The organism is Gordonia sp. NPDC003429 (assembly GCF_053588575.1).
Window position 1 is genome coordinate 56,824 of the sequence record NZ_JBSFQF010000006.1, and the last position, 26,874, is coordinate 83,697.

The window sequence follows — 26,874 nt, forward strand, 5'->3', positions numbered from 1 at the left end:
CGCGCCCAAAATTGTGTGAGGGTTACCTCAGTCATGGTGCGGCGCGCAGTCGCTTCGGGGGCCGTCCATTGCGTCGTCGGTGGCGCACCGGGACCACCGCGAACCGGTCACCGGGTGATCGCTCGTTACACTGCGGGCCATGCCCAAAGGTGGACGTGACCCTCGCAAAGACCAGGTCGGCGACAATTCTCCCCCCGCCGACGACGAGGGGTCGAAGTCGTGGAAGGACGCCTGGCCGTTCTGGGTGGCGCTGATCGTGGTGGTGGCCGCCATCCTCGGGGTGGTGCTGTCGAACGTGCTGCGACCGGCCGAAGACCGGGCGAGCGATTCGGCCCAGGTGCAGTTCGCGATCAACGACGTCTACACCGCGCGCAACAACGTCGACTACGGCAAGTACAAGGCCGCGACGTGCGCGACCGATGTGACGTCGGGGGCGATCCTGCCCGAAGCCGAGTTCGTCGCACAGAACCGGAAGTCGGTGGAGACCAACGGGCGCATCGTGATTCCGGAGATCACCGACGTGACCGTCACCGGTGACCGGGCCACCGCGCGAGTACATTGGCATTTCGACAAGTCCCCCGATCAGACGCAGGTGACCAGCGTCGTCGTGGTGAAGGACAACGGAGACTGGAAGGTGTGCAAGGCATGACCTATGCCGGCGATCTGACCCCGCTGCAGGCGTGGGAGAAGCTCGAGAACGATCCCAACACGGTGCTGGTGGACTGTCGCACCCGAGCGGAATGGTCGTTTGTCGGCGTCCCGGACCTGGAGATCATCGAGAAGCAGACGGTCTTCGTCGAGTGGACCACCTTTCCCGAGGGCACCCCCAACGAGGCGTTCGTGGCCGAGTTGCGCGACGCCGGCATCACCGACGACAACGAGGTGATCTTTCTGTGCCGGTCAGGTCACCGGTCGATCGGCGCCGCCGAGGCGGCCACCGCCGCGGGCATCGCCAAGGCCTATAACGTGCTCGACGGATTCGAAGGCGCGCTCGACGAGAACGATCACCGCGGCGCGGTGGGGTGGCGTGCCCTCGATCTGCCGTGGCGGCAGTCGTGAGCGGCGAACTACCCGAGGGCGTATCCGCGGACACACTGGCCGTGCGCGGCGGCCTGGCGCGGTCGGGCTTCTTCGAGACGTCGGAGGCCCTGTACCTCACCTCCGGCTACGTCTACGACTCCGCCCAGGCCGCCGAGCGTGCCTTCACCGGTGAGGACGAGCGGTTCGTCTACTCCCGCTACGGCAATCCGACGGTCGAGATGTTCCAGGAACGGCTGCGCCTGATCGACGGCGGCGAGGCCTGCTTCGCCACCGCGAGCGGGATGGCCGCGGTGTTCGTCGCGCTCGGTGCGCTCCTCAAGGCCGGAGACCGACTCGTCGCGGCGCGCAGCCTGTTCGGCTCCTGTTTCGTGGTGGCCAACGAGATCCTGCCCCGATGGGGTGTGCACACCGACTTCGTCGACGGTGAAGATCTCGATCAGTGGGAGCAGGCGCTCGCCACCCCGGCCGACGCGGTGTTCTTCGAGACGCCGTCGAATCCGATGCAAACCCTCGTCGACGTGGCCAGAGTGTCCGAACTCGCGCATGCCGCAGGTGCGAAAGTGGTGCTGGACAACGTGTTCGCCACCCCACTGCTGCAGCGCGGCTTCGACCTGGGGGCCGACGTGGTGGTGTATTCGGGCACCAAACACATCGACGGGCAGGGCCGCGTGATGGGCGGTGCGGTGCTGGGCACCAAGGAGTTCATCGACGGCCCGGTGCAGACCCTGATGCGCCACACCGGCCCGGCCATGAGCCCGTTCAACGCCTGGACGCTGCTCAAGGGTCTGGAGACGCTGCGCCTGCGAGTGGACGCATCGGTGTCCTCGGCGCTGCGCATCGCGACCTTCCTGGAATCCGATCCGCGCGTGCGATGGACGAAATACCCGTTCCTGCAGTCACATCCGCAGTACGCGCTGGCCCGTGAGCAGATGTCGGGCGGCGGCACCGTGGTGACCTTCGAACTCAACGACCACGACGGCGTCGACGGCAAGAAGCGCGCCTTCGAGGTGCTCAACGCGCTGCGCGTCATCGACATCTCCAACAACCTCGGCGATTCGAAGTCGCTCATCACCCACCCCGCCACCACCACGCACCGTGCGATGGGACCCGACGGCCGTGCCGCCATCGGACTCACCGACGCGGTGGTGCGCCTGTCGGTGGGACTCGAAGGGGTTGACGACCTGCTGGCCGATCTGGACCAGGCCCTGGGATGACGCCCCGTTGATGCCCGATTCGGTGCGCACACAACGGAATTGGGTGGTGCATCAGATGATGCGGTGCAGACCCACGTAGACCTTACCGCCGTAGGACTCGACGGTGCCGTTGGTCTGCCACCGCCAGAGGATGTCGCCGTTTCCGGGAGCCAGTGCCAGCAGATCACCGTCCTCGCCGAAGGTGGAACCGATCAGTGCACGCGTCCCGTCGCTCGCGAACACCCTCGGCTCGCTGGGGACCGACCCGTGCGGCGACACCGACCCGGCGTAGGAGTCACCGAACGCTTGCGCATGGGACTCCGTGGCGAACGTGTTGCTGACCATGAACGCCGTTCCGGTGCCGGTGACCGACGGCGGTAGTCCGCCGTTCACCAGACCCTGCCACAGAATGTGGCCGGTGGCGGGATTGACGACGCCGAAGTCGGCCGTTCCCACGCCCAGCGCGTCGAACGAACCCTTGCGTACCACCACGGGAAGACTGGTCAACCACGGCGTATCCGTTCCCCGCAGGATGCCGCCCCCGGCGACGCCGACCTGCGACGATGTCCAGCCGTTGGGGCTGACCGCCGTGCGGGTGCCGTTGAGGTCGTAGAACTCGGCGTGCCCGGCGCCGGGGACCATGAAGCCCCCCACATACGGCGCCCATGGGGGCACGGCGTCGGGTCCGGCGTCGATGGTGTGCAGCACCTTCCCGTCGGAGACGCGGCGCCAGTCGGTGCGGTCCTTGGAGAACGGGTCGGACTCGTCGCGCGAGGTGGTGATGGTCACCACGCCGCCGCCCGATACGGGTGTGGGGGTGGCACTGGTGCTGGCGCGCCACCGCTGGCGACCGGCGGCGTCGACGCTGACGATGTCTTCGAGTGTCGACGACGGCGGGGCCGGGTTGGTGGTGGCGGTGAGCACGAAACCGTTGTCGGCAGGTACGGGATCATGGGCGTCGGTGAGCCGACCGGTCACCGCGCCCCGGTCGAGGTCGACGAACACGACCGCCGACGTGCCCGGGCAGGCGGCGTGGGTTCCCGGGACATCGATCGCGCATTCGGGGGCGCCGTAGCCGCCGGTGCCGGTGAGATCGACCGATCGTGCGAGCTTGCCCGAGTCGGCGTCGACGATGTCGAGGAGTTCGGCTTGCTGCGGGGCGGGCGACAAGCGCCAATTCAGCACATATTTCGCGCTGCCCCCGGCGAACCCGCTGCTCGGCGAGCCCGGCGGCGGGGTGTACGTCCACAGTGATTTGTCCGGTTTATGCTCCAGCGATGCGCTCAGCGGAGTCGCCGCGGTGCGCTCGAGCGTGGTGGCCTCGGCGACGGGTATGGCGGGGTCGGGTGGGGCCTTGTGCGGCCTGACAACGAAGTACACCCCGGTGGCGGCGGCGATGATGACCACCAATGCTGCCGCACCGCCGACGAGCCACCACTTCTTGTGACTCTTCTGAACAGGTGGCTGCGGCCCGGCGAAAGGTGGTCGCGGCGCGGACCCTGGCGGGGGCTGGTGTGCCGGGGGTGGGGTGGCGCGGCCTGCGACGGTCGGCGCGTAGTGCGGGTTCGGCGGCACGGGGTGGGGTGGTGGTTGCGGCTGATGTCGCGGTTGCGCGGCGGTGGTGCGGGCGACGGTGGCTGATGTGTCGGCTGCGGGTGCCGGTGTGGTGAGTGCTGTCCTGAGGGCCTGGGCGAATGCGGTGGCGGTGGGGTAGCGGTCGGCGGGGTTCTTGTCGGTGGCGGTGGCCAGGACGTCGTCGACGATGGGGGATAGGTCGGGGCGGTCGGTGCGGAGGCTGGGGAGTGGTGTTTCGAGGTGTTTGGCGATGACGGTGGCGGCGTTGGTGTCGGTGTGGGGTGGGTGTCCGGTGAGGAGGTGGTAGGCGGTGCAGGCCAGGGAGTATTGGTCGGATCGGCCGTCGAGGGCGAGGCCGCGGAGTTGTTCGGGGGAGGCGTAGTCGAGGGTGCCGATGGTGGTGCCGGTGGCGGTGAGTTGGGTGTTGTCGGTGCCGGTGCGGGCGATGCCGAAGTCGGTGAGTAGGACGTGGTCGGTGCGGCTGATGAGGATGTTGGCGGGTTTGACGTCGCGGTGGACGAGGCCGTTGTCGGCGGCGTGGTCGAGGGCGGCGGCGACGTCGGCGGTGATGCGGGCGGTTTCGTGGGCCGGGAGGGGGCCGTGGGTGCGCAGGATGTGGTCGACGTCGGTGCCGTCGATGAGTTGTAGGGCGATCCAGAGGTGGCCGTCGGTGTCGCCGCGGTCGTGGACGGCGACGATGTTGGGGTGGTTGAGGGTGGCGACGGTGTCGGCTTCGCGTTCGAAGCGGCGGCGGAAGGCGGGGTCGGCGGCGTATCGGGGGTTGAGGACCTTGAGTGCGTCGGATCGGGGTAGCCGGGGGTGGCGGGCCACGTAGACCTCGCCCATGCCGCCGGCGCCGAGGAGTCGATCGATGGTGTATCCGGCGAACACAGCGCCCGGTTGCAGCACTACAGAATCCTCCTCGGGTGGTCCCGGACAATCTAGCGGGCGGGAGGGAGGCCGCCGACGCCGAGGGCATTGAGCACGGTCGACAGTTTCACCGAGGTCTCGTCGAGTTCGTTCTGCGGGTCGGACCCCGCGACGATGCCGCCACCCGCCCAGGTCCGTACGTGCCGGAGGTCCTCGGACAGTTCGAGGCATCTGATGGTGACCATCCACTCGCCGTCGCCGGCCGCGCCGCACCAGCCGACGGCGCCCGCGTACAGTCCGCGGGGCTCTTCGTGCGTCGAGATAAATTGTGCCGCAGCGGCTTCCGGCGTGCCGCAGACGGCGGGGGTCGGGCTGAGCAGCAGGGCCAGATCGAGTGCGGTGATCGTCGGGTCGGCTAGCGTGCCGCGGATCGGGGTGCTCAGATGCCACACCTCGCCGGTCGCGGTGAGCACCGGCTCGTCGGGTACCACGAGGTCGCGGCAGACGGACTCGAGGACGTCGCGGACATGGTCGACGACGAAGGCGTGCTCGGCGCGGTCCTTCTCCGAGCCCAGCAGTGCGTGTCCGGCGGCGCGATCGGCCGCCGGGTCCGCCGACCGCGACGCCGAGCCCGCGTAGGGGCGGCAGGTGACCTCGAGTCCCTGCTTGCGCAGCAACACTTCCGGGCTGGCGCCCAGAAGCCAGCGTGCGGTGCGGTCGGCCTCGGCATTGACGCCGACGTCCACGGCGAACGCGTTGTGGTCGGCGTTGCCGTGCGCGAATGCGGCGAGCAGGTCGGCGACGACGACCGGCGGTTCCACCGTCATCTCCATCGACCGTGCCAACACCACCTTGTCGAGTTCGCCGATGTCGATGGCGTCGATGGCACCGGCGACCCGGGCGCGATGGGTGTCGGGGTCGGGGACGAGCAGCGAGCGCACCACCCGATGCGGCGTCGCCGGCCGGCCGCGCAGCGGGGTGGAGGTGTGCCGAATGGTCTCGGGCACCAGCAGCGCCGCCGTGTCGGCGGCATCGAACGGGATGGCACCGGTGATCGCGCCCACCCGGCCGCCGCGCAGTGCGTCGGCGGCCTCTGCGGCATCGGTGAATCCCTCCGACGCCCCGGCCGCACGCACCGTGCCATGCGGCCGCGACAGCACGAAGACCTCGGAGGGATGCGGGGCCTCGGGGAGGACGTCGTCGTCGGCGGGGTCGGACATGGATCTCACGCTACCGAGGCGGCGACCTCGAATTGCGCGCACGCTGGGTGAAAATTGACACCCCGACGCCGCATCGGCGATTCTTGGTGCAGGTCATGAGCGCCAGCGACAAGCCCCGGCTTGCTGGCCGGCAACCCTCCTCCGCGGTGGGGTGCTCCGGGTGACGACCCGGCCGTATCCGAAGTGGATACGGCAAGCGTGGATTCCAAGGAGATCTCTCGATGACTGCTGTGCTCACCAGCCCCACCGTTACGCACCCGGCCCCGGCCTGCGCCGGAACGACGATCGCGCCGCTGGCCGAGGTGACCGGTGCCGGACACACCGCACCCCTCGCCGACGGCACAGAAGTGCGCTACGCCAACCTCGATTACGCCGCCAGCGCCCCCGCCCTGCGGGCCGTCGCCGACGCGGTGACCGAGGCGCTGCACGGCTACGCCAGCGTGCACCGCGGCGCCGGTCACCTCTCACAGGTCACCACCCGGCGCTACGAGGAGGCCCGCGAGGTGGTGCGCCGCTTCGTGCGGGGCCGGGTGGACGACACCGTGGTGTTCACCCGCAACACCACCGACGCCATCAACCTCGCGGCGCACGTCACTCCCGGCGACGTGGTGGTCCTCGACATCGAACATCACGCGAACCTGCTGCCCTGGGTGTCGCGCGAACGGGGCACCACCCGCATCGTGTCGTCGCGGCCCACGATCGAGGCCACCCTGACGGCGATCGACTGCGAACTCGCCGCCCAACCGGCTGCGCTGCTGGCGGTGACCGCGGCGTCCAACGTGACCGGTGAGGTGCTGCCGATCGGGCGGCTGGCCGCGATCGCGCACCGCCACGGTGCACGCATCCTGGTCGATGGGGCGCAACTCGTGGCGCACCGTGCGGTGTCGTTGGTCAGCCACGGCATCGACTATCTGGTGTTCTCCGGCCACAAGCTGTACGCGCCCTTCGGTGCCGGCGTGCTGATCGGCCGCCACGACTGGCTCGACGCCGCCGACCCCTACCTCGCCGGGGGTGGGGCCACCGCCGACGTGGGCATCGTCGACGCCGCCGGCACCGACAACTGCACCTCCACGGTGTGGCACACCGGCGCGGCACGGCATGAGGCCGGTTCGCCGAATGTGTTGGGCGCCATCGCGATCGCGGCTGCCTGCACCGCCATCACCGAACTCGGCCACGAACTGATCGGGCTGCACGAACACGAGCTGTGTGCACGGCTCGACGAAGGCCTGGCCGGCATCGACGGCGTCACTCCGCTGCGCGTGTTCTCCGACGCGGCCGAGCGGGTCGGCATCGCCGGGTTCTCGGTGCGCGGTCACTCGCCGCGTGCGGTGGCCGAATACCTCAGCGATCACCACGGCATCGGGGTTCGCGACGGAAAGTTCTGCGCGCATCCACTGCTCGATCGGCTCGGACACCCCGACGGCGCCGTGCGCGCCAGCTTCGGGCTGGGCACCGGGTCGGCCGACATCGACCGCCTGCTCGACGCCCTGCGAACCCTGTGCGATCCCGACAGCCGCGAGGTGCAGCCGTGACCATCGAATCGACCGTGACCGGGCCGATCAGCATCGGCCGTCCGGCGCTGGCCGTGGCACTCGCCGGTGACGCTGGTGCGGCGTCGTTGCCGATCGTGGTGCGGCGTGCGACGCTGCGCGAGGCGCAACGCACCCGATCGTTGCTGCGTGCGGGCACCCGCGACACCGCGAGCTTCGCGGTGGCGTTGGAGGTGGAGGTGGCGATCGCACCGCACCCGTTGTCGGCGCGGGCGTCGGTGGTGGCGAGCGGGGTGGGCGACCCGCGTACGGTGCGCTACGTGGGCACCCCGCATGGCTTGTCGACCCTGATCCGCGACATCTACGCCGCGGAGGTGGCCGACGCCGTGATCATCGTGCCGATCGACGGCTCGGCCACCGAGCGCCGGGTGCGCGCCGAGGTGTTGCCGCAGTTCACACTCGGGCGAGCCGCCTGAACGGCATCAGGAACCGCTCAGGCGACGCGGATCGCACCCCTCAGGCGACGCGAATTGCCCCGCCGGGCAGCACGGTGACTTTCGCCGTATATGCGCGGGCCAGATCGAGTCGCTGCCACGACGAACCGCCGGGGCGCTGGTCGTCGAGGGGATGACCAGCCGGCGCGGCGGTCAGCCGCAGCAGTTCGCCGCGTTGCGCGCGGCTCAACCTTGGGTGAGTGCGACCGACGAGGTCGATCGCGGTCTGCGGCACGACGAAAGGCGCTTTAGGAGAACCGATTCGGGTGAATCCGTAGCCCATCCGATCGCGGTAGACCTGCAGCGCCGCGGGGGTGGTCAGGTACGGAGTGTCGTGCGCGATGCAGACGGAGAGCTTTGCACCGCAGCGCCATTCGAGTTCGGCGCGCAGTTCGTTGCCCGCGGCGATGATCAGCGGTCGGAACCGCGGATCGGCCCAGCGGTCGCCGACGGCGGCGTCGGCGACCATGCGGCCGGCGATCACGTCCAGCGGGTAATGGACGCCCAGTACCACTCGATCGAGCCCGGCCTCGCTGCCCCGGGCCAGCAATTGCGGTGCGAACTCGGGCACCATCAGCGCCAGTAGCCCGGTTCGGATCATCGCCGAGGCGGTGTGCCCCGAAGGATACGACGAGCCGTCGGAAAGTACGTCGTCGCGCGAGCGGCCCGGACGGTTGTAGATCTGGATGCGGTCCGGCTCGGCCACGTACGGACGATCATTGTCCGACAGCGCCTTCTCGATCAGAGTTGAGGAGGCGATGCCCTGGCCGCGCGCGAACAGCGTGTCCACCAGTGCGGTGACCTTCGGCAGACGATCGTCGGCGACAGCTTGCCGGAAGTCGCGCCCCAGGTTGACGCCGAAGGCATCCGACATTGTGTACATCTGGATTTGCGTGGTGCCGTCGATGGCGTAGCCGTCGTCGAGGGCGCGCTTTTGCAACTCGGGATTGTTCTTCGCCGACTGGTTGATCTGCGCGGCCTTGTCCATGTTTTCCGCGATCGTGTCCGGGTGATTCTTCCGGACGTCGACGAAGCTGGAGATCACCGGCCAGTAGATGATGTCCGATCCGTGCACATCGGATTGGTACACGGTGGCGATGGCGCCGGTGGGGAAGGGTGCCGGATTCGGTTTGGGCGGTGCGGCATTCGCGCGTGGCAATGCCGTCCCGATGAGTGCTGAGACAACAAGCAGCGCCATGGCGAGGCTGCGGGTGACTGCCCGTGTGGATGTCATGGGTGAGAATTCCAATCAGGTGTCTGGCGGGTGCGGGTCAGTGCGTCGCGACCGGGTTGGGATTGTAGATCGTCTTGTCGGCCCCAGGGTAGGGCTTACCCTGATCCACTGTGCGGCACAGAGCCTTTGCCGTACCCTGCGTGCTCGCGTAGCCGTACTCGGCTGCCGACTTGAGAGGCAGTAGCTCATTGGCGGCGCGGGCGCCGTTGAAGACCGCGTTCACCGAGATGGAGGACAGAGGGATCAGGTGGGAGACCTCACCGCCTGCGGCGAGGTTTTGCAGGACTCCTGCGGTGTAGACGAGGCCGGGGCCGCCGATGAGCGGGAGTGTTGCCACGGTCTCGAATACACCGGTGAGTTCGGTGGCGTCCTTCGGTACGAACGCGTTGCTCACGTAGGTCTTACGGAGGTTGCCCCGGATGGTGTTGACCTGTGCGGTGAATGATGCGCGCTGCGATGTGGGCAGCGTGTTCGACCGGAACTCGGCGAAGTACTCGATCGCCTCGTCGAGACTGAGGTCCGCCAGCGGCCGGCAGTCGACGGTCGAGAGGGTGACCGACTGTGCGAAGGCGGTGAGTGCCGGGCTGACGTTGACGTCGAAGGCGTTCTTGACCACCTGGCGCTTGATCGGCTTGGTACCGTCGCCGGGAGCCAGGCAGGAGCCGTCGGCCTTTTCGCTGCCCGTTTTGCCGCCGTACTCGGCGGCGATGCCGGGGATCTCGACGATGTACTTGACGATGTCGCCGGCGATGGTGCCGACGATCGGGACTCCGACCGCGGATGAGACCACTTCACCGAGCGCTTCGGCTGCGGTGTTGATTCCCACCTGGTCGGTGATCTCGAGTCCGAGCAGTACCGTCTCGATCGCGTCGTTCACCGAGATCGACGACATCTTGTTGCCGTCCCGGTAGGTGCCGTTCTTGATGGACAACACCCGCTGGACGAGTGCGTTGGCGCCGTGGGTTGCCTGAACACCCTGGGCGGGGCTGACCTCGGAACCGCGCTGGGTCACCACGAGCGTGCTGATCGTGGCGTTGTTCATCTGCCTCGACAGAGAGGCCGCGGCGCTGTCGATCGTGCGTGAGTTGCCGGGGGCGCGCTTCTTGAGGGCATCGGCCACGATCGGGACCGTCTCGCCGAGCGTCAGGGTTGCGCCCGATCGGCAGTCGTGGGGGAAAGGCTTGGCGGGCTGTCCAATCGGTGCGGCAGTGGCGGCCGGTGCGGTACCCAACGCCACGGTGGCGCACACCGCCAGCGCGAGAGTGGCTGTGCGCCGGGCCGACGGCCGTGCGGTAGCGCGATTCTGTGAAGTCATCAGTGGTCCGTTTTCGGTACGTAGGTGTGTGAAAGTGTTTGATTGCCAACGTGTGTGGCGGAATCGGTGGTTCATGCGCGAAACAGCTTGGGCCGGCCGGACATCGTGTACCAGCCGAAGGCGCGCCGAGCCGAGGACCGAGAATTCTGGATGTTGTCGATGTAGTACCAGTCCATCTGGGCTCGCGACTTGGTAACGGTCATCACGCCGAATCCGTGGGTGGTGAGCTCGACGTCCTTGATCCACGGGTTCAGTGCCTTGATGGCTTCTTGTCCGGTGCTCATCAGCGCTGCGGTGGGTGCGGCGAGTTCACGCGTCAGCGCAATCGTGTCGTACCCGCTGGCGGCGGTGATACTCGGGGGCGTGAACTCGCATGCCACAACCCGCCCGCTGCTGTCTTTGCCGTAGTGGGATACGTTGAGCGGCAACTCACTTGCCCACGAGCTGTGGATGTCGCCGGTGACGAGGACGACGCTGCGCTTGTTCGCCCTCTCGATCGCGGTGAGCAGGGAGCGACGCTCCGCGGCATAGCCGTCCCACTGATCGTCGTTGAGTGGGATTCCGTCCTTGGGCAGCCCGATCTGATCGTGGAGCCAGTCGGCCAACCTCGGGTCGGTGGATTCGGGGATCACCAACGGCACCATCAAGACCTCGTTGCCGATCACCTGCCATGCCGCGGTGGACGACGTGATCGAGTTCTCGAGCCACTTGTACTGCGTCTTGCCCGTGATGCTCTGATTGGGGTCGTCTTCGGCGAAGTACGACTGCTTGTCCCGGTAGGACCGCAGGTCGGGGATGATCAGTTCGGCGAGGGTGCCGAACCGGAACTTTCGATAGAGGTGTTCGCCGTTGTCCAGTGAGTTGGGCCGCACGGGCATCCACTCGAAGTAGGCCTTGGTTGAGGCGCGTTTGCGGGCGCTCCAGCTGCCCTGGGTGAGTTCCTTGTGGTTCTCGGCGCCGTCCTTGTAGGAGTTGTTCGCGGACTCGTGGTCGTCCCACATGCAGATGAACGGATGAGTGGCGTGCGCGAGGGCCAGATCGGGATCCTGATGGTGTTTGCCCTGACGCGCCCGGTAATCGTCGACGGTGACGGTGGCGTGCACCGGTTCGACGGCGCGGACGGTCTTGCTGTACGCGCCCGGATATCCGCCGGTCTCGTATTCGTAGGTGTAATCCCCAAGGTGGAGAACGAAATCCAGGTCTTTGCGGGCCGCCATCGCCCGATAGGCGATGAAGAATCCCGACTCGTAGTTCGAGCACGAGCACACCGCGAAACGGAGGTCGCCGAGATCTGCGGACTCCGGTGGTGCGGTCTTTGTTCGGCCCACGGGCGATGTTCGACCCTTGAGCGGGCCATCGGCGACGACGAATCGGTAGAAGTACCTGGTAGAGGGTGCCAGCCCGGTGGCGTCGACCTTCACCGTGTGGTCACGGTCGACCGAGGTGGTCAACCGACCCGAGTTGACGATCGATCCGAACTGCGGATCGAGGGCGATCTCCCACCGCACGGTGGTGGGAGATCCGTATCCCGAACCGGGGGTTGCCCGTGGTTCCGGGGTGACCCTGGTCCACAGAATCACCCTGTCGGGTAACGGATCCCCGGATGCCACCGAATGCAGGAACACGGCGTTCCCGGGGGTGGCGGTCGCAGTGGGCAGATTCGCAGTCGCTACCGTCGCGGCCCCGACGGCCACCGCTGCTGATCTGATGAAGGTTCGGCGCGAAGGCCGAAAAATATTCGATTGGTTGGGTTCTTGGGCCACGAGGTGTCAGTACAGTCACGAACGGTTAGGCCAAGGTGTTCGTTGCGTTAACGAACGATGTCGTCGGCCATGTTTATCAACACACGCGCGACGAAACTGTGACCCACGCGCGGCACTCTCGGCGGTGTGGTGCGACACGTGGCGGTGGTGGAGTGTGTGGCCTACGCCTCGCCGCGCTCCCACTGCTCGATGAGTCCCGCCTTGGACTCGTCGGTCAGCACGCCGTAGAGCTTGAACCGCGCCATCCCGCCGTCGGGATAGATGTCCATGCGGGCCTCGGTCATCGGCCGGTCCAGGTCGAGGACGAAGCGGTGGCGCGTGTCGGGCTGTAGCTCGGTGCGCCCCAGCACCTCGAACCATTCGCCGTCCTCGCCGTCGCGACCGCGCACCATCGCGGCCCCGGGCGCGTTGCCGAGGAAGTAGCTGGTGTCGAGTTCGACGAGGCTCACCAGTCCCTGCCCGGCCAGGCGCACCTGCACCCAGTCGTTGCCGGAGTCGCGGCGCCGGGAGGTCTCCCAGCCCTCACCCATGTGCCGGGCGCGGCCGGGCATCAGCAGGTTGTTCGGCGAACTGTAGAACATGTTGGAGCACGCCGTGATCAGGCCGCCGTTCTCCAGCGCGGCCAGGTCGAAGTGGCCGTAGCGGAAGAAGTGGGGGTTGGGCACGCCGCGTCCGTGCACCCGGAACCGGGCCACACCGCCGTCGGGATACATGGTGAGCCGCACGTGGGTGAACCGGTTCTTGGCGTCCACGCGGAACGGGTTGCGGGTGTCGCCGTCGACGGCTGTCTTCTCCACGATGGTCACCCATTCGGTGTCGTCGACGAGTTCCTGCGCGGACACCACACCCTCGACCGCGGCGGCCTCCACCGAGACGAACGGCGGATAGTTGCCCTTGAACCACGAGGTGTCGACCACCACGCCGTAGACCACGCCCGGAGCACCGAGGCGCACGATCGCCTGATCGACACCATCCCGCCGGCGTCGCCGTGTCTCCCAGCCGTCGTAGATCTGGCCCTTGTGCCCGAACGTCGCCGGCCGGTACTCGGCCGAACCCGTCTTGATGATGTTCTGCACCTCGGCGAACAGGTCGTCGTTGGTCCAGACAACCGCGCCACCCAGGTCGCGTAAGGCCAGGTCAGGCATCGATGTGAAGTGCGGGCGGCTACCTGAGGCAGGTGGTGGAGGCTGAGGGGTCACAGACGCCGATCCTAATGGGGGTTTGCCAGAGGGCAGAACTCGAGCGCATACTTGCGGACATCAACTACTTGCATGAGACAACTAGTTGCGTTGGGAACAATGACCGGACCGGTGTGTCCACACGGTCGATGATTCTGTGCAAACAGCTCGGAGAGGTGGTTCAGTGCTCGATTCTGCCGCCATGGACGAACTCTTCGACATCCTCGCCCGCTATTCACGAATGCGGGATCGTGCGGTGCATTCGACCTTCCGGACGCCCGACGGGGAGTTCGAGATGGCTGCGCACAAGGGGCTGTTCCACCTGATGCGCCACCCCATGCGGTCGCGTGAACTCGCCGAAAGCCTCAACGCGGATCCGTCGACCGTCAGCCGCTACGTCGCACAACTGGTGGACATGGGAATGGTGCGCCGCGAAGCCGACCCGGACGACGGGCGGGCGACGGTGCTGGTGATCACCGACGCCGGCCGCAGGCGGGTGGACGCGATGCGTGAGATACGCCGCACGGCGATGAACGACGCGATGACCGACTTCACCGATGACGAACTCCGCGACCTGGTGAGCCTGCTGGGTCGCTTCGTGGACGCGGCCGAGAAGCTCGTCGCGCCGGCGTGCACAGACGTTGCGAAAGGATCGAGATGACCGACAAGTCGGCGGCAACCGCCGCACAGGAGAGCGCGGGTGCGGGTCTGACCCACCGGCAGATCCTCACCATCCTGGCCGGCCTGATGCTGGGAATGTTCCTGGCTGCCCTCGACCAGACGATCGTGTCCACCGCGATCCGGACGATCGCCGACGACCTGCAGGGCTACGACCTGCAGGCGTGGGTGACCACGGCCTACCTGGTGACCTCGACCATCGTCACCCCGCTGTACGGCAAGCTGTCGGATCTGTATGGCCGCAAACCGTTCTTCCTGCTGGCCATCTCGATCTTCATCGTCGGATCGCTCGCGTGCAGCATGGCGACGTCGATGTACCAGCTCGCCGCCTTCCGTGCCCTGCAGGGACTCGGCGCGGGTGGTCTGTTCACCCTGGCCCTGACCACCATCGGCGACATCGTGCCGCCGCGGGAACGCGCCAAGTATCAGGGCTACTTCCTCGCGGTGTTCGGCACGTCGAGTGTCCTCGGTCCCGTGCTGGGTGGCTTCTTCGCCGGACAGTCGTCGATCCTGGGCATCTCCGGATGGCGTTGGGTGTTCCTGGTGAACGTGCCGATCGGCATCGTCGCGCTCGCCGTGGTGGCCAAGGTGCTCAATTACGACCAGCAGAAGGGCAAGGGCGGTCGTACCGACTACTGGGGCGCCGCCGCACTGGCGATCGGTATCGCGCCGCTGCTGATCGTCGCCGAGCAGGGACGGGAGTGGGGCTGGTTCTCCGGCTGGGCGTGGCTCTGTTACGGCGTCGGGGCGGCGGGCATCGCGCTGTTCGTGTGGATCGAACACATGATGGGCGACGACGCGCTGATCCCGTTGCGTGTCTTCAAGAATCGGGTGTTCGCCCAGGGCATCGTGATCTCGATGATCGTGGGTGCGGTGATGTTCGGCGGGATCTCGATGCTGCCGCAGTACTTCCAGGTGCTGCGCGGGTCGAGTCCGATGGTGGCCGGATTGCAGATGCTGCCCATGGTGATCGGCCTTATGGCCGGATCGATCGCCTCGGGTCAGCTCATCTCACGGACCGGGCGCTACAAGGTGTTCACCATCCTCGGTTCGGTGTTGATGGCCGTGGCGACGTTCCTGCTGCACCTGGTGAGTACCACCACGCCGGTGTGGCTGGTGATGGCGATGGCGTTGCTGCTGGGCTTCGGGTTGGGCAACCTGATGCAGCCGATCACCCTGGCGATGCAGAACATCCTGCCGCCCAAGGACATGGGGCTGTCCACCGGCACCGCCACCTTCTTCCGGCAGATCGGTGCCACCCTGGGTGTCGCGATCTTCTTCTCGCTGCTGTTCTCGCTGATGGGCCCCAACATCAAGGACCAGATGACCGCGGCCTCGGGCACCCCGGAGTTCCAGAAGGCGGTGATGTACGCCGCCACGCAGAGCACCGATCCGCAGGTGAAGGAGTTCGGTCAGTCGATGGTCGCCGCATCGCAGAACCCGGCGGCCGGTTCGTCGTCGGACAGCGTGATGAGCGACACCTCGGTGATCGAGAAGCTCCCGCCCGCCTTGCAGACCCCGATCAAAGAGGGCTTCGCCGATTCGATGGACCGGGTCTTCCTGGCGGTCTCCATCGTGTCGCTGCTCGCGATCATCGGTACCGCCACCTGGAAGGAACTGCCGCTGCGGACGGGTAAGCCGGTCGGCGACCCCGAGTCGGTGCTGACCGAGTAACGCCCCGACCGTCGAGCGTGCCCAAAAACCCGTCGAGCGTGCCCAAAAACCCGTCGAGCGTGCCCGCTTGATCAGGAAGTGGACACGCTCGATCGGAAAGTGGGCACGCTCGACGTCGGGTGAGACGCGCGTCAGCCGCGCGAGGGCTCGTTGGCCTCCTCGGGTTCCTGGGCGAGCCGGTCGATGGCGGCCTGCGCCACCTTCTCCGCCTCGGCCTTGCCCACCCAGCCACCAGGCTGAACCTCTTTGCCGGGCTCGAGGTCCTTGTAGTGCTCGAAGAAGTGGGAGATCGGCCCGAGTTCGAATTCGCTGACGTCGCCGATGTCCTGGATGTGGTTCCAGCGGACGTCGTCGGCCGGGACACAGAGCAGCTTGTCGTCGCCACCGGCCTCGTCGGTCATGGTGTACATGCCCACCACGCGGGATTTCACGATGACGCCGGGGTACACCGACTCGGGCAGCAGGACGAGAGCGTCGAGCGGGTCGCCGTCCTCGCCGAGGGTGCCGTCGATGTAGCCATAGTCTGCGGGGTAGCCGAAGGCGGTGTAGAGGTAGCGGTCGAGATAGATCTTGCCCGTCTCGTGATCGACCTCGTACTTGTTGCGACTGCCCTTCGGGATCTCGATGGTCACATCGAATTCCACGGTTCCTCCTTGATCGTGGCTGCTATCGCCGGTGATGGCAGCCGTCGGCCCGGCTGCGCGAATCGTCTCAACGATACTGTGAGGGCAATTGAGCCGACGTTCGAGACCCGGAGGTGTTGTGGGCGCCAAGCATGGAGACCGTCGACCACGCGGTCGACGACGGGCGGTGGTGTGGACCCTGGTCTCGGTGGTGGTGCTGGCCATGATCGCCACCGGCGTACTGGTGGTGGCACGACAACTCGACCACAGCGACGAACTGCCACCCGGAATCGGGCCGCGTCCCGCACCCATCGCCGCCAATCCGCAGATCGAACCGGTGGCGGCGAACGCGCCCGAACCGACCCCGGCCGGGGTGACCCGACAGATCGCGCAGGCGGTCCGCGCCCCCGCGCTCGGGGATTTCACCGGGCAGATCAGCGACTCGCTGACCGGCGCCACGCTGTGGTCGAAATCCCCCGACACCCCGCGCATCCCCGCCTCGAACACGAAGATCCTCACCGCCGCCGCGGCCCTGATCGGTCTGCCGCACGACCAACGGCTGACCACCACGGTGGTGGGGGGACCCGACGGACAGGTGATCATCAAGGGCGCCGGCGACCCGACGCTCTCGGCGCAGCCGACCGGCGCCGCGACCTTCTACACCACCCCCGGGCGCATCGCGGATCTCGCCGCGCAGATCAGACGGTCGGGCGTGACCCCGACGTCGGTCGCCGTCGACCTCTCCGGCATCAGCGGGCCGACGATGGACAGCACCTGGAGCCGTCAGGACATCGCCGGCGGCGACATCGCGCCGATCGAGGCGCTGATGACCGACGGGGCGCGCATCGAACCGCTCGACGAGTACTCGCCGCGGGTCGACAATCCGGCCATCACCGCCGGTGAGCAGCTCGCGACGGCGCTCGGCGTCTCCACCGACGTCACCGAGGTGACCGCACCGCCTGGGGCCCGGCAACTCGCGTCGGTGCAGTCGGCACCGCTGGTGACCAGGGTCAACGACATGCTCCGCTACTCCGACAACGTGCTCGCCGAAACACTCGGCATCGAGTTGTCGAAGGCGAAGGGCGGTCCGGCGACGCTGGCCGGCGGTGCGGACGCCGTGGTCGCCACGCTGCGAAACAACGGGTTCAGCATGACCGGGGTGACGTTGCGGGACACCTCGGGGATCTCCTACGCCAACCGCGTGCCCGCGTCGGTGCTCGACAAGGTGATGGCGGCCTCCAGCGGCCCGACCGGAGGTGACGCCGTGGTTCAGACCAAGCTTCGCCCGATGCTCGACGGGCTGCCGGTGGCCGGCGGTACCGGAACCCTCGCCGACCGGTTCACCGCAGGCGACAACCCCGGCGCGGGATGGGTGCGCGCGAAGACCGGAACACTGACGGGAGTCAGTTCGTTGACGGGCATAGTCCAGACGGTCGACGGCCGGGTTCTGTCGTTCGCGCTGATGTCCGGCGGTACCTCGCCGGCCGATGCGCGGCCCGCACTCGACGCCGTCCCCGGCGATCTGAGGGAGTGCGGATGTCGATGAGCGAGACGTCGATGAGTGAGACCACCGGCGACACCACAACGGCGGACGGTGTGCAGCCCGATGGCGGCGGCCATCATCTGCTGGACCCGATGGGTGCGCGTATCGACTGGTCGCTGGCCGCGGCCACCGGGCGCAAGCTGGTGCGGTCCGGTCCCAAGACCACCGCTTACACCCTCGAGGCCGCCCGCGCCGAACTCGCCGACGCGGCCGTCCGCGCCGAGGGTCCCGTCCGGGAGGTCACCGGCCTCGCCGACGGTCTCCCCGTCCCGGCGGCCCGCGTCCTCGATCGTCCCGGGTGGATCGACGCCGCGGCGGTGTCGATGCGGTCGATGCTCGACGGGTCCACGTCCGGCGTCGACGCCGACGACGAACATGCCGGTGGGATACAGGGATTCGTCGAGGGCATCTCGGGGAAGGTCGGGGGAGTGCAGGCCGGGGGACTCCTCGCGTTTCTGGCCACCGCCATCCTCGGCCAGTACGATCCGTTCACCCCGAACCCCGGCGCCGGGAGCGTAGCGAGCGGGCCGAATAAAGATCCCGGCGTGTTGATGTTGGTGACTCCCAACATCATTGCGGTGGAACGCTCGCTGCACGTGGTGCCGTCGGACTTCCGGCTGTGGGTGTGCCTGCACGAGGTGACCCACCGCGTGCAGTTCTCGGCCAACCCGTGGCTGCGGCAGTACATGAGCGACAACATCGCGGTGCTGACGTCGGAGACCGGCGAATCGGCCGGTGAGATCGCCGCACGGATCACCGCCTCGCTGCGGGGCGGCAAACCCCGCGAGAAGGGTGTCATCGGGGTCATGCAACTGGTGCAGAGCCCGGAGCAGTACGACGCCTTCAACCGCATGATGATGCTGGGCACCCTGCTCGAGGGCCACGCCGACCACGTGATGGATGCCGTTGGCCCCGAACAGGTTCCGACGGTGGAGAGCATCCGGGCGGCGTTCGACCGGCGTCGCGCCACCCCGCGCAATCCGGTGCAGCGCATCATCCGCGCGCTGATCGGTATGGATGCGAAGCTGGCGCAGTACACCCGGGGTAAGGCCTTCGTCGACGAGGTGGTGTCGACCGTCGGGATGGAGCGGTTCAACACGATCTGGACGTCGCCGGAGACCATGCCGCGCACCGACGAGATCGACGAGCCGTCGCGATGGATTCAACGGGTGCTGTGACCCGTGCGGTGGCCGCCTTCGCTGCCACCGAGCTCGGCGGCCGCACCGACGTATGTGTGGCGCTGTCGGGCGGCCCCGATTCGCTCGCGCTCACCGCGTGCGCACTGCGGGCCGGGCTGTCGGTGCGCGCACTGGTCGTCGATCACGGCTTGCAGGACGGCTCCGCCGACGTCGCCGACACCGCGGCCCGTACCGCCACCGATCTGGGTGCCTGCGCGGAGGTGCTGCGGGTGTCGGTCGGCTCCGACGGCGGGCTGGAGGCCGCGGCACGCCGGGCGCGCTACGAAGCCCTCGACGCCGCGCGGGCAGACGCACCGGTGTTGTTGGCGCACACCATGGACGATCAGGCCGAAACGGTACTCCTCGGTCTGGCCCGCGGGTCGGGGTCGCGGTCGCTCGCCGGGATGCGGCCCTGGCGTGACCCATGGGGCCGCCCGCTGCTGGGTGTGCGGCAAGCAGAAACGGTGGGTGTGTGCACGGAACTCGGACTGCACGCGTACGCCGACCCGCACAACGTCGACCCTCGTTTCACCCGGGTGCGAATGCGCGCGGAGGTGTTACCGCTGCTCGACGATGTGGTGCACGGCGGGGTGGTGGCCGCACTCGCCCGCACCGCCGCGTCACTACAGGACGACAATGACGCCCTCGATGCTCTCGCCGAGAGCGCTTATGACGCCGCCGTGCGCGCCGGGGGCGCCGAACTCGAAGTGGCCGCGCTCGTCGCACTGTTGCCCGCGATCCGGACCCGGGTGCTACGGCGCTGGCTGATGGGGGTGGGGGCCACCGAGCCGACGACGCGGACGATCGGCGCGACGGACGCCCTGTTGGTCGTCGCTACCGGCGCCCAGGTCGCCATCGGCGGCACGCCGGACCATCGACTCGTCGTCGAGCACATGGACGGGCGGCTGCGCTTACGCGCAGCCGCCCGCTGACCGACCTCCGACCGCACGAACGCTAGTTCTTGGGCGGTACGAACGGGGAATTGATGGTGTTGAAGTAGTTGATACCGCCGACGATCGCGGACCCGCCACCGCCGAGGATAATGCCGACGATCGATCCCAGCGACGCTCCCAGCGGAATGCCGGGAAGGCAGCCGACGCCGAGTAGCGGCAGACCCAGCAGGCATCCGATCACACCGCCCGCGATGGCCCCGATCGCCAAGCCCACCAGCGAGGAGATCGTCAGTCCCGCGCCGAGTTCCTGGTTGAACCGCGCCAGTGCCTGGTCGTCACGCTCCTGTTTGGTCCTCGGCGCGTCGACCTTCTGCTGTGCCGCCACCTGCCGGATCGGGTCCACCTCGACCGGGCTCAGCGCACGCGAACGCGCGAGATTCTTCGACGGTGTCAGCGTCACGGTGTTACCCGCCACGGCGGAATCGATGGGGAACTCCCGGTATTCCAGGCGATACGAGAGCGGCATCCGGAAGACCGTGGCACCGGTCGAGTTCTGGATTTCCACCGAGTCCGCGGTTCGCAGAATTTTCGCATTGGTGAAATCGAGCACGACGCTCGTCGGCGTCTGGGTCAGACGGTACTGCACCGGCGTAGCCGTCGGGGGTGCCGCGTTGGCAGTGCCGTTCACCAATGGGACGGCGAGCAAAATCGCGAAGAAAAAGATGTTTAGCCGCAACAACTTTCGACGGCGATTCATCGGTGGCGGTAAAAGTTGACGGCAACCGGGGCGTCGTTGGTCGGTCATCCTTGTTCCATTCTCTTGAAATGTGCGGCTGCGAACCTGATTTCGAGCCACCGTGCGGGATGTGGCACGCTCCGGAGGAGATCCTCCCGGAGCATTTCCGGAACGCATACGCGGAAATCTCCGAAATTCATTCGAAATCCGAATGAATTGCATTTCCGCGTGCGCAAGAGTGTGCAGCGGGGCGTCACGGCTTTGGCCGACTTTGGTGCGCGTGTGAACAGTGGGCAGCGTTGTGACCTAGCTGTGACACGAGCGTCCCTTGTTCGAACCACACCCGTCCACATCGTTCGGCTTGCGTACAACACGCAATCGCCGGTGGTTCGGTGGCAACTCGCCGCCCACCGGTGCCGGGGGACGTGACAAGCTGTTGACGTGCATTCCGCGACCGACATCGCCCACCACTACGGCGACGACATCGAAGCGATCCTGATCACCGAGGACCAGATCAAACAGCGCACCACGGAGCTGGCGGAATCGGTGGCCACCCGCTACGCAGGCATCGACGACGATCTGGTCCTCGTCGGGGTCCTCAAGGGCGCCATCATGTTCATGACCGACTTCGCGCGGGCGCTGCCGATACCCGCCCAGATGGAGTTCATGGCGGTCTCGAGCTACGGATCGTCCACGTCGTCGTCGGGCGTGGTGCGCATCCTCAAGGACCTCGACCGCGACATCGCCGGGCGCGATGTGCTGATCGTCGAGGACATCATCGATTCGGGTCTCACACTGTCGTGGCTGATGAAGAACCTCGCCACCCGGCAGCCGCGCTCGCTGGAGGTGTGCACCCTGCTGCGCAAGCCGGAGGCGGTGCGTTCACCCGTGACGGTGGCCGACGTGGGTTTCGACATCCCCAACGAGTTCGTGGTGGGGTACGGCCTCGACTACGCCGAACGCTATCGTGACCTGCCCTTCATCGGGCGGCTGCGGTCCACCGTGTACCAGTAGCCCGGCCTCGTCGCCCTTCTCGGGCCGCACATCCGGGAACGGTTTCACCTGCAGGATCGTTGACCGGTAGCCTCTATGTGGACGAACGCAGTCTTGGGTCCGTTCACTTCGTCCGCAAACCGATGGAAGGACAGTGGTCACGGCACCGGGTGATCCCGCCCCCGGTCCGCCTCCACCAACTCGCATGAACCGAAAGACAGTCTTCCGCAACCTCGCGATCCTGGCGGTCGTCGTGCTCGCCCTCTGGGGCTGGAGCGTGATGCGCAACGGAGACCGCGACTACACCGGGGTGGACACCTCGGTGGCGTTGACCCAGCTCAACACGAAGAACACCAAGTTCATCCAGATCGACGACCGCGAACAACAGCTCCGCATCGAGACCAAGGAGCCGGTCAAGGTCGACGGCAAGGACACCACCAAGATCTCGGCCAAGTATCCGGCGTCGGCCGGTGAGCAGGTCTTCGACTCCGTCAAGTCCACCGGTGCCGGCTACCAGACCAACGTCAACGAGCAGTCCGTGTTCTGGCAGATCCTGGTGTTCCTGCTCCCGATGTTGCTGCTGTTCGGTCTGTTCTTCTTCGTCATGAACCGCATGCAGGGCGGCGGGCGCGGCGGCGTGATGGGCTTTGGCAAGTCCAAGGCCAAACAGCTGTCGAAGGACATGCCCAAGACCACCTTCGCCGACGTCGCGGGCGCCGATGAAGCCGTCGAAGAGCTCTACGAGATCAAGGATTTCCTGCAGAACCCGGCGCGTTATCAGGCCCTCGGCGCCAAGATTCCCCGTGGCGTCCTGCTCTACGGTCCGCCCGGCACCGGCAAGACGCTGCTCGCGCGTGCCGTGGCAGGTGAGGCCGGGGTGCCGTTCTTCACCATCTCCGGCTCCGACTTCGTCGAGATGTTCGTCGGTGTCGGCGCGTCCCGCGTGCGCGACCTGTTCGAGCAGGCCAAGAACAACAGTCCGTGCATCATCTTCGTCGACGAGATCGACGCCGTGGGCCGCCAGCGTGGTGCGGGTCTGGGCGGCGGCCACGACGAACGCGAGCAGACGCTCAATCAGCTGCTCGTGGAGATGGACGGTTTCGGTGACCGCTCCGGCGTCATCCTGATCGCGGCCACCAACCGGCCCGACATCCTCGACCCGGCGTTGCTGCGTCCCGGCCGTTTCGACCGTCAGATCCCGGTGGGCAACCCCGACATCGCCGGTCGCCGGGCGATCCTGAAGGTGCACGCCAAGGGCAAGCCCATCGCCCCCGACGCCGACCTCGACGGACTGGCCAAGCGCACCCCCGGCATGTCGGGTGCCGACCTGGCCAACGTCGTGAACGAGGCCGCGCTGCTCGCCGCGCGTGAGAACCAGTCCATGATCACCGCGGAGATGCTCGAGGAGGCCGTGGACCGCGTGATCGGTGGGCCGCGTCGCAAGAGCCGCATCATCAGCGAACACGAGAAGAAGATCGTGGCCTATCACGAGGGCGGGCACACCCTCGCGGCATGGGCGATGCCCGATCTCGACCCGATCTACAAGGTCACCATCCTGGCCCGCGGCCGGACCGGCGGTCACGCACTGGCCGTGCCGGAGCAGGACAAGGACCTGATGACCCGCTCGGAGATGATCGCGCGGCTGGTGATGGCGATGGGTGGACGCGCCGCCGAGGAGCTGGTGTTCCACGAGCCCACCACCGGAGCGTCGTCGGACATCGATCAGGCCACCAAGATCGCGCGCGCCATGGTCACCGAATACGGCATGAGCGCCAAGCTCGGTGCGGTGCGATACGGCCAGGAGCAGGGCGATCCGTTCCTGGGCCGTTCGATGGGCACACAGAGCGACTACTCGGCCGGCGTCGCCAGCGAGATCGACGACGAGGTGCGCAGGCTGATCGAGGCCGCGCACACCGAGGCGTGGGCGATCCTGTCGGAGTACCGCGACACACTCGACGTGCTGGCCAGTGAACTCCTGGAGAAGGAGACCCTGACCCGCAAGGATCTCGAACAGATCTTCACCGATGTGCACAAGCGTCCGCGGATCACCACGTTCAACGAGTTCGGGGAGCGCACCCCGAGTGACAAGCCGCCGGTCAAGACCCCCGGCGAGTTGGCGATCGAACGGGGCGAGCCGTGGCCACCCGAGCCCGAACCCGTCCCCGAACCCGTGGGCGCGGGTGCGGCGTCGTACCCGAGTGGTGACTCGGGTGGCGCGGGTCCCGCCGGCGGCCCATATCCCGGCCCGCCGTCGTATCCGTATCCGCCGGCCGGGCAGCATTCCGGGCCGTATCCGCAACCCCCGACCCCGTACCCGCCGTCGCAGTATCCGCCGGCGCCGTACCCCACGCCCCCGCAGCAGGGTCCCGGCCAGCATGCTCCGGGCCAGTACGGGGGCCAGGGCGGCACGCGGCCCGATTACGGTGCCCCGCGCGACTGGTCGGCGCCCGGGTGGCCGCCGGCCAACGGTGAGCAGGACGGATCGAACCGCCGTGGCGGCCACTACAACGGCAACGGCAGTGGCAATGCCAATGGCAGTGGGAATGCCAACGGCAGTGGGAATGCCAATGGCAATGGCTATGGCAACGGCAGGAATGGCAGCGGGCCGGGCGACACCAACGGTTCCGGTGGCCACGGAAGCAACTGAGGGCCGATGACGATCAGCGACAGGCAGGATGTCGCCGCGCCGGACGGATTGTCGGCGGGCAACACCACACCCGACGGTCGGTATTTCGATCAGGCACGCGCCGAGGCAGCGGTGCGCGAGCTGCTCCTCGCGGTGGGGGAGGACCCCGACCGGGAAGGCCTGCGGCGCACACCCACGCGGGTGGCCAACGCGTACCGGGAGATGTTCGCCGGGCTCTACACGGAGCCCGACGAGGTGCTGGCCACCACCTTCGACGAGGATCACGACGAACTCGTGCTGGTCAAGGACATCCCGATGTACTCGACCTGCGAGCATCACCTGGTCTCCTTCCACGGTGTCGCGCACGTCGGGTACATCCCCGGGGACACCGGTCAGGTGACCGGCCTGTCCAAACTCGCCCGGGTCGTCGACCTCTACGCCAAACGACCGCAGGTGCAGGAACGGCTCACCAGCCAGATCGCCGACGCGATCGTGCGCCGGCTGAATCCGCGCGGGGTGATCGTGGTGATCGAGGCCGAGCATCTGTGCATGGCGATGCGCGGGATCCGCAAACCGGGTGCCCGCACCACCACGTCGGCGGTGCGCGGCATCTTCAAGTCGAGTGCCGTTTCCCGCGGCGAGGCGCTCGACCTGATCACGCGGTGACCTCGACGGCCGTGACCTCGCAACGGACCCGGGTGATGGGCGTGCTCAACGTCACCGCCGATTCGTTCTCCGACGGCGGCCGCTTCCTCGACACCGATGCGGCCGTGGCCCACGGCGAACAGTTGCTGGCCGAGGGCGCCGACATCATCGACGTCGGCGGTGAATCCACCCGACCGGGCGCGATCCGGGTGGACGCGCAGATCGAGACCGCCCGCGTGGTCCCGGTGATCTCCGCGCTCACCTCACGTGGCGCGCGGGTGTCGGTGGACACCATGCGGGCCGCCGTCGCAGCCGCCGCCATCGAGGCCGGCGCCACGATCGTCAACGACGTGTCGGGGGGCCGCGCCGACGCCGACATGGCACCGCTGCTCGCCGACGCCGGCCTGCCGTGGATCCTGATGCACTGGCGCCCGGCCGCCGATCAGGCCGACGACGGTCGTCGCTTCACCCACCGCGTCGACGACACCGGCGGCTACCGTGACGTGGTGGCCGAGGTGAGCGGGGAGTTGCTCGGCCAGGTCGACGCGGCGGTGAGCGCCGGCGTCGACCCCGACCGCATCATCCTCGACCCGGGCCTGGGATTCGCGAAGACCGCCGCGCACAACTGGACGCTGCTCAACGCGCTGCCGACGCTGGTCGGACTGGGGTTCCCGGTGCTGGTGGGGGCCTCGCGCAAACGCTTCCTGGGCACGTTGCTGGCCCGCGACGGCGTCGACCGGCCGCCGGCGGGCCGGGAAACCGCCACCGCCGCGATCACCGCGCTGGCCGCCGCAGGTGGCGCATGGGGTGTGCGCGTGCACGACGTGCAGGCCAGCCACGATGCGGCGCTCGTCGCCGCGGCGTGGAGTTCGGGCGGCCGGGGCCGGGCGCCGCTGCCCGGTCGGTCAGGCCTGAGCGAGTGGTCGGGTGTGAGCGGTCGGTCCGATGGCTGATCGCATCGAACTGCGCGGCCTACGCGTCCGCGGACATCACGGCGTGTTCGAGCACGAACGACGCGACGGACAGGATTTCATCATCGACGTGACGCTGTGGGCAGACCTGCGGGTGGCCGCGGCCAGCGACGACCTCGCCGACACCGTCGACTACGGCGGGCTGGCGCAGCAGGTCCACGCCATCGTCTCCGGCGAGCCCCGCAACCTCATCGAGGCGGTCGGCGGCGACATCGCGGATGCGGTCATGGACGACGAACGCGTCGCCGCCTGCGAGGTGGTGGTGCACAAACCGTCGGCACCGATCCCACTGGACTTCGCCGACGTCGCGGTGGTGACGCGCCGATCCCGCAAATCGTCGGGCTTACGGGGATCGTCGGGGTCCCCCACCACGATGGGTGATGCCAGGTGACGTCGACCATCACCCGCGCGGTGTTGTCGGCGGGCACCAACGTGGGCGACCGCGACGCACACCTGCGGTCGGTGCTCGACCGGTTCGCCGGCGAGACAGTCGCTGTGTCCAGCGTGTACGCCACCGCGCCGTGGGGCGGCGTCGAGCAGCCCGACTTCCACAACATCACCCTCATCGTCGAGGGGGAACGCACCGCCCGGCAGTGGCTCGAGGCCGGTGCCGACCTGGAACGACACGCCGAGCGGGTGCGCGAGGTGCGTTGGGGTCCGCGCACGCTCGACGTCGACGTGATCTCCGTGCGCGATGCGGACGGCGAGATCGTCAGCGACGACCCGGTGCTCACCCTGCCGCATCCGCGGGCCGCCCAGCGCGCATTCGTGCTGATGCCGTGGCTCGAAGCCGACCCGGACGCGACGTTGTGGACATCGCACGGGCAGCGTCGAGTCGCCGATCTGGTGGCCGGTCTGCCCGACGAGGAACGCGCCGGGGTCAGCGTGGTCGGTACCGCCGCCGACCTGGGCGCCGCAACAGGGAGCAGCGGGCGATGAGC

The 26,874-nt window shown here is 67.8% G+C and carries 24 protein-coding genes and 1 riboswitch; of the genes, 16 read left to right on the top strand and 8 right to left on the bottom strand.

Annotated elements, in window-relative coordinates:
* Positions 1-139 precede the first annotated feature (139 nt).
* The 3 genes from ACWDSI_RS09425 to ACWDSI_RS09435 are packed head-to-tail and all read left to right on the top strand — an operon-like array spanning position 140 to position 2,255.
* Positions 140-649: an Rv0361 family membrane protein gene (locus ACWDSI_RS09425; RefSeq protein ID WP_449756372.1), complete on the top strand. Its 510-nt coding sequence runs from the start codon at positions 140-142 to the stop codon at positions 647-649.
* The gene (locus ACWDSI_RS09430; RefSeq protein WP_449756373.1) at positions 646-1,059 is read left to right on the top strand and encodes a rhodanese-like domain-containing protein; all 414 of its coding nucleotides are present in this window, start codon (positions 646-648) and stop codon (positions 1,057-1,059) included. Before ACWDSI_RS09425 ends, ACWDSI_RS09430 begins: the two co-directional genes overlap by 4 nt.
* On the top strand, positions 1,056-2,255 hold the full coding sequence (locus tag ACWDSI_RS09435) for an O-succinylhomoserine sulfhydrylase (protein WP_449756489.1): 1,200 nt from the start codon (positions 1,056-1,058) through the stop codon (positions 2,253-2,255). Before ACWDSI_RS09430 ends, ACWDSI_RS09435 begins: the two co-directional genes overlap by 4 nt.
* A gap of 51 nt (positions 2,256-2,306) precedes the next feature.
* Here the strand turns inward: ACWDSI_RS09435 and ACWDSI_RS09440 are convergent, their stop codons facing one another.
* Both ACWDSI_RS09440 and ACWDSI_RS09445 read right to left on the bottom strand, forming a co-directional pair.
* On the bottom strand, positions 2,307-4,718 hold the full coding sequence (locus ACWDSI_RS09440) for a serine/threonine-protein kinase (protein ID WP_449756374.1): 2,412 nt from the start codon (positions 4,716-4,718) through the stop codon (positions 2,307-2,309).
* Positions 4,719-4,750: 32 nt separating this feature from the next.
* The gene (locus tag ACWDSI_RS09445; RefSeq protein ID WP_449756375.1) at positions 4,751-5,899 is read right to left on the bottom strand and encodes an isochorismate synthase; all 1,149 of its coding nucleotides are present in this window, start codon (positions 5,897-5,899) and stop codon (positions 4,751-4,753) included.
* A gap of 91 nt (positions 5,900-5,990) precedes the next feature.
* Positions 5,991-6,104, top strand: a riboswitch (SAM riboswitch).
* Between the two features lie 16 nt (positions 6,105-6,120).
* Between ACWDSI_RS09445 and ACWDSI_RS09450 the strand changes: the two genes are divergently transcribed.
* Positions 6,121-7,431, top strand: coding sequence for an aminotransferase class V-fold PLP-dependent enzyme (locus ACWDSI_RS09450; protein WP_449756376.1), 1,311 nt, complete (start codon positions 6,121-6,123; stop codon positions 7,429-7,431).
* Entirely contained in the window at positions 7,428-7,865 is a 438-nt protein-coding gene (locus tag ACWDSI_RS09455; protein ID WP_449756377.1) for a hypothetical protein, read from the top strand. The genes ACWDSI_RS09450 and ACWDSI_RS09455 overlap by 4 nt, the downstream gene beginning before the upstream one ends.
* Before the next feature lie 40 nt (positions 7,866-7,905).
* Here the strand turns inward: ACWDSI_RS09455 and ACWDSI_RS09460 are convergent, their stop codons facing one another.
* The 4 genes from ACWDSI_RS09460 to alc all read right to left on the bottom strand — a co-directional run bounded on the left by ACWDSI_RS09460 (position 7,906) and on the right by alc (position 13,340).
* Positions 7,906-9,117, bottom strand: a complete 1,212-nt coding sequence (locus tag ACWDSI_RS09460; RefSeq protein ID WP_449756378.1) for a phosphatase PAP2 family protein — start codon at positions 9,115-9,117, stop codon at positions 7,906-7,908.
* A gap of 37 nt (positions 9,118-9,154) precedes the next feature.
* The gene (locus tag ACWDSI_RS09465; protein WP_449756379.1) at positions 9,155-10,432 is read right to left on the bottom strand and encodes a hypothetical protein; all 1,278 of its coding nucleotides are present in this window, start codon (positions 10,430-10,432) and stop codon (positions 9,155-9,157) included.
* Positions 10,433-10,503: 71 nt separating this feature from the next.
* Positions 10,504-12,126 (bottom strand): alkaline phosphatase D family protein, encoded by a 1,623-nt coding sequence (locus ACWDSI_RS09470; protein ID WP_449756380.1) that lies wholly within the window; start codon positions 12,124-12,126, stop codon positions 10,504-10,506.
* Positions 12,127-12,356: 230 nt separating this feature from the next.
* Positions 12,357-13,340: an allantoicase gene (gene alc, locus ACWDSI_RS09475; RefSeq protein WP_449746829.1), complete on the bottom strand. Its 984-nt coding sequence runs from the start codon at positions 13,338-13,340 to the stop codon at positions 12,357-12,359.
* A gap of 235 nt (positions 13,341-13,575) precedes the next feature.
* Here alc and ACWDSI_RS09480 point away from each other — a divergent pair, with 235 nt between their 5' ends.
* Together ACWDSI_RS09480 and ACWDSI_RS09485 are read left to right on the top strand one after the other, a co-directional pair.
* Entirely contained in the window at positions 13,576-14,034 is a 459-nt protein-coding gene (locus ACWDSI_RS09480) for a MarR family winged helix-turn-helix transcriptional regulator (RefSeq protein WP_449756490.1), read from the top strand.
* Positions 14,031-15,725, top strand: a complete 1,695-nt coding sequence (locus tag ACWDSI_RS09485) for an MDR family MFS transporter (RefSeq protein WP_449756381.1) — start codon at positions 14,031-14,033, stop codon at positions 15,723-15,725. Before ACWDSI_RS09480 ends, ACWDSI_RS09485 begins: the two co-directional genes overlap by 4 nt.
* Positions 15,726-15,856: 131 nt before the next feature.
* Here the strand turns inward: ACWDSI_RS09485 and ACWDSI_RS09490 are convergent, their stop codons facing one another.
* On the bottom strand, positions 15,857-16,369 hold the full coding sequence (locus tag ACWDSI_RS09490) for an inorganic diphosphatase (RefSeq protein ID WP_449746831.1): 513 nt from the start codon (positions 16,367-16,369) through the stop codon (positions 15,857-15,859).
* A gap of 118 nt (positions 16,370-16,487) precedes the next feature.
* On the opposite strand from ACWDSI_RS09490, the gene dacB reads away from it, so the two are divergent.
* The 3 genes from dacB (at position 16,488) to tilS (ending at position 20,001) form a co-directional block, all read left to right on the top strand.
* Entirely contained in the window at positions 16,488-17,894 is a 1,407-nt protein-coding gene (gene dacB / locus ACWDSI_RS09495; RefSeq protein WP_449756382.1) for a D-alanyl-D-alanine carboxypeptidase/D-alanyl-D-alanine endopeptidase, read from the top strand.
* Positions 17,895-17,983: 89 nt separating this feature from the next.
* Positions 17,984-19,069 (top strand): zinc-dependent metalloprotease, encoded by a 1,086-nt coding sequence (locus tag ACWDSI_RS09500; RefSeq protein WP_449756491.1) that lies wholly within the window; start codon positions 17,984-17,986, stop codon positions 19,067-19,069.
* Positions 19,048-20,001, top strand: coding sequence for a tRNA lysidine(34) synthetase TilS (tilS, locus tag ACWDSI_RS09505; protein ID WP_449756383.1), 954 nt, complete (start codon positions 19,048-19,050; stop codon positions 19,999-20,001). The genes ACWDSI_RS09500 and tilS overlap by 22 nt, the downstream gene beginning before the upstream one ends.
* Before the next feature lie 22 nt (positions 20,002-20,023).
* Here the strand turns inward: tilS and ACWDSI_RS09510 are convergent, their stop codons facing one another.
* Complete coding sequence (locus ACWDSI_RS09510; protein WP_449756384.1) at positions 20,024-20,650, bottom strand: glycine zipper family protein; 627 nt, start codon at positions 20,648-20,650, stop codon at positions 20,024-20,026.
* Between the two features lie 489 nt (positions 20,651-21,139).
* Between ACWDSI_RS09510 and hpt the strand changes: the two genes are divergently transcribed.
* From hpt to folK, 6 genes are all read left to right on the top strand, one after another.
* Positions 21,140-21,712 carry a hypoxanthine phosphoribosyltransferase gene (hpt, locus tag ACWDSI_RS09515; protein WP_449746835.1) on the top strand — a complete coding sequence of 191 codons (573 nt, stop codon included), beginning with the start codon at positions 21,140-21,142 and terminating at the stop codon, positions 21,710-21,712.
* A 184-nt stretch (positions 21,713-21,896) separates the two neighbouring features.
* Positions 21,897-24,338, top strand: a complete 2,442-nt coding sequence (ftsH, locus tag ACWDSI_RS09520) for an ATP-dependent zinc metalloprotease FtsH (protein WP_449756385.1) — start codon at positions 21,897-21,899, stop codon at positions 24,336-24,338.
* A 6-nt stretch (positions 24,339-24,344) separates the two neighbouring features.
* Positions 24,345-24,983 (top strand): GTP cyclohydrolase I FolE, encoded by a 639-nt coding sequence (gene folE, locus ACWDSI_RS09525; protein ID WP_449746837.1) that lies wholly within the window; start codon positions 24,345-24,347, stop codon positions 24,981-24,983.
* A 35-nt stretch (positions 24,984-25,018) separates the two neighbouring features.
* The gene (gene folP, locus ACWDSI_RS09530; protein WP_449756492.1) at positions 25,019-25,915 is read left to right on the top strand and encodes a dihydropteroate synthase; all 897 of its coding nucleotides are present in this window, start codon (positions 25,019-25,021) and stop codon (positions 25,913-25,915) included.
* Positions 25,908-26,324 carry a dihydroneopterin aldolase gene (gene folB, locus ACWDSI_RS09535; RefSeq protein WP_449746838.1) on the top strand — a complete coding sequence of 139 codons (417 nt, stop codon included), beginning with the start codon at positions 25,908-25,910 and terminating at the stop codon, positions 26,322-26,324. The genes folP and folB overlap by 8 nt, the downstream gene beginning before the upstream one ends.
* Positions 26,325-26,332: 8 nt before the next feature.
* Positions 26,333-26,872, top strand: a complete 540-nt coding sequence (folK, locus tag ACWDSI_RS09540; RefSeq protein WP_449747001.1) for a 2-amino-4-hydroxy-6-hydroxymethyldihydropteridine diphosphokinase — start codon at positions 26,333-26,335, stop codon at positions 26,870-26,872.
* Positions 26,873-26,874: the final 2 nt, after the last annotated feature.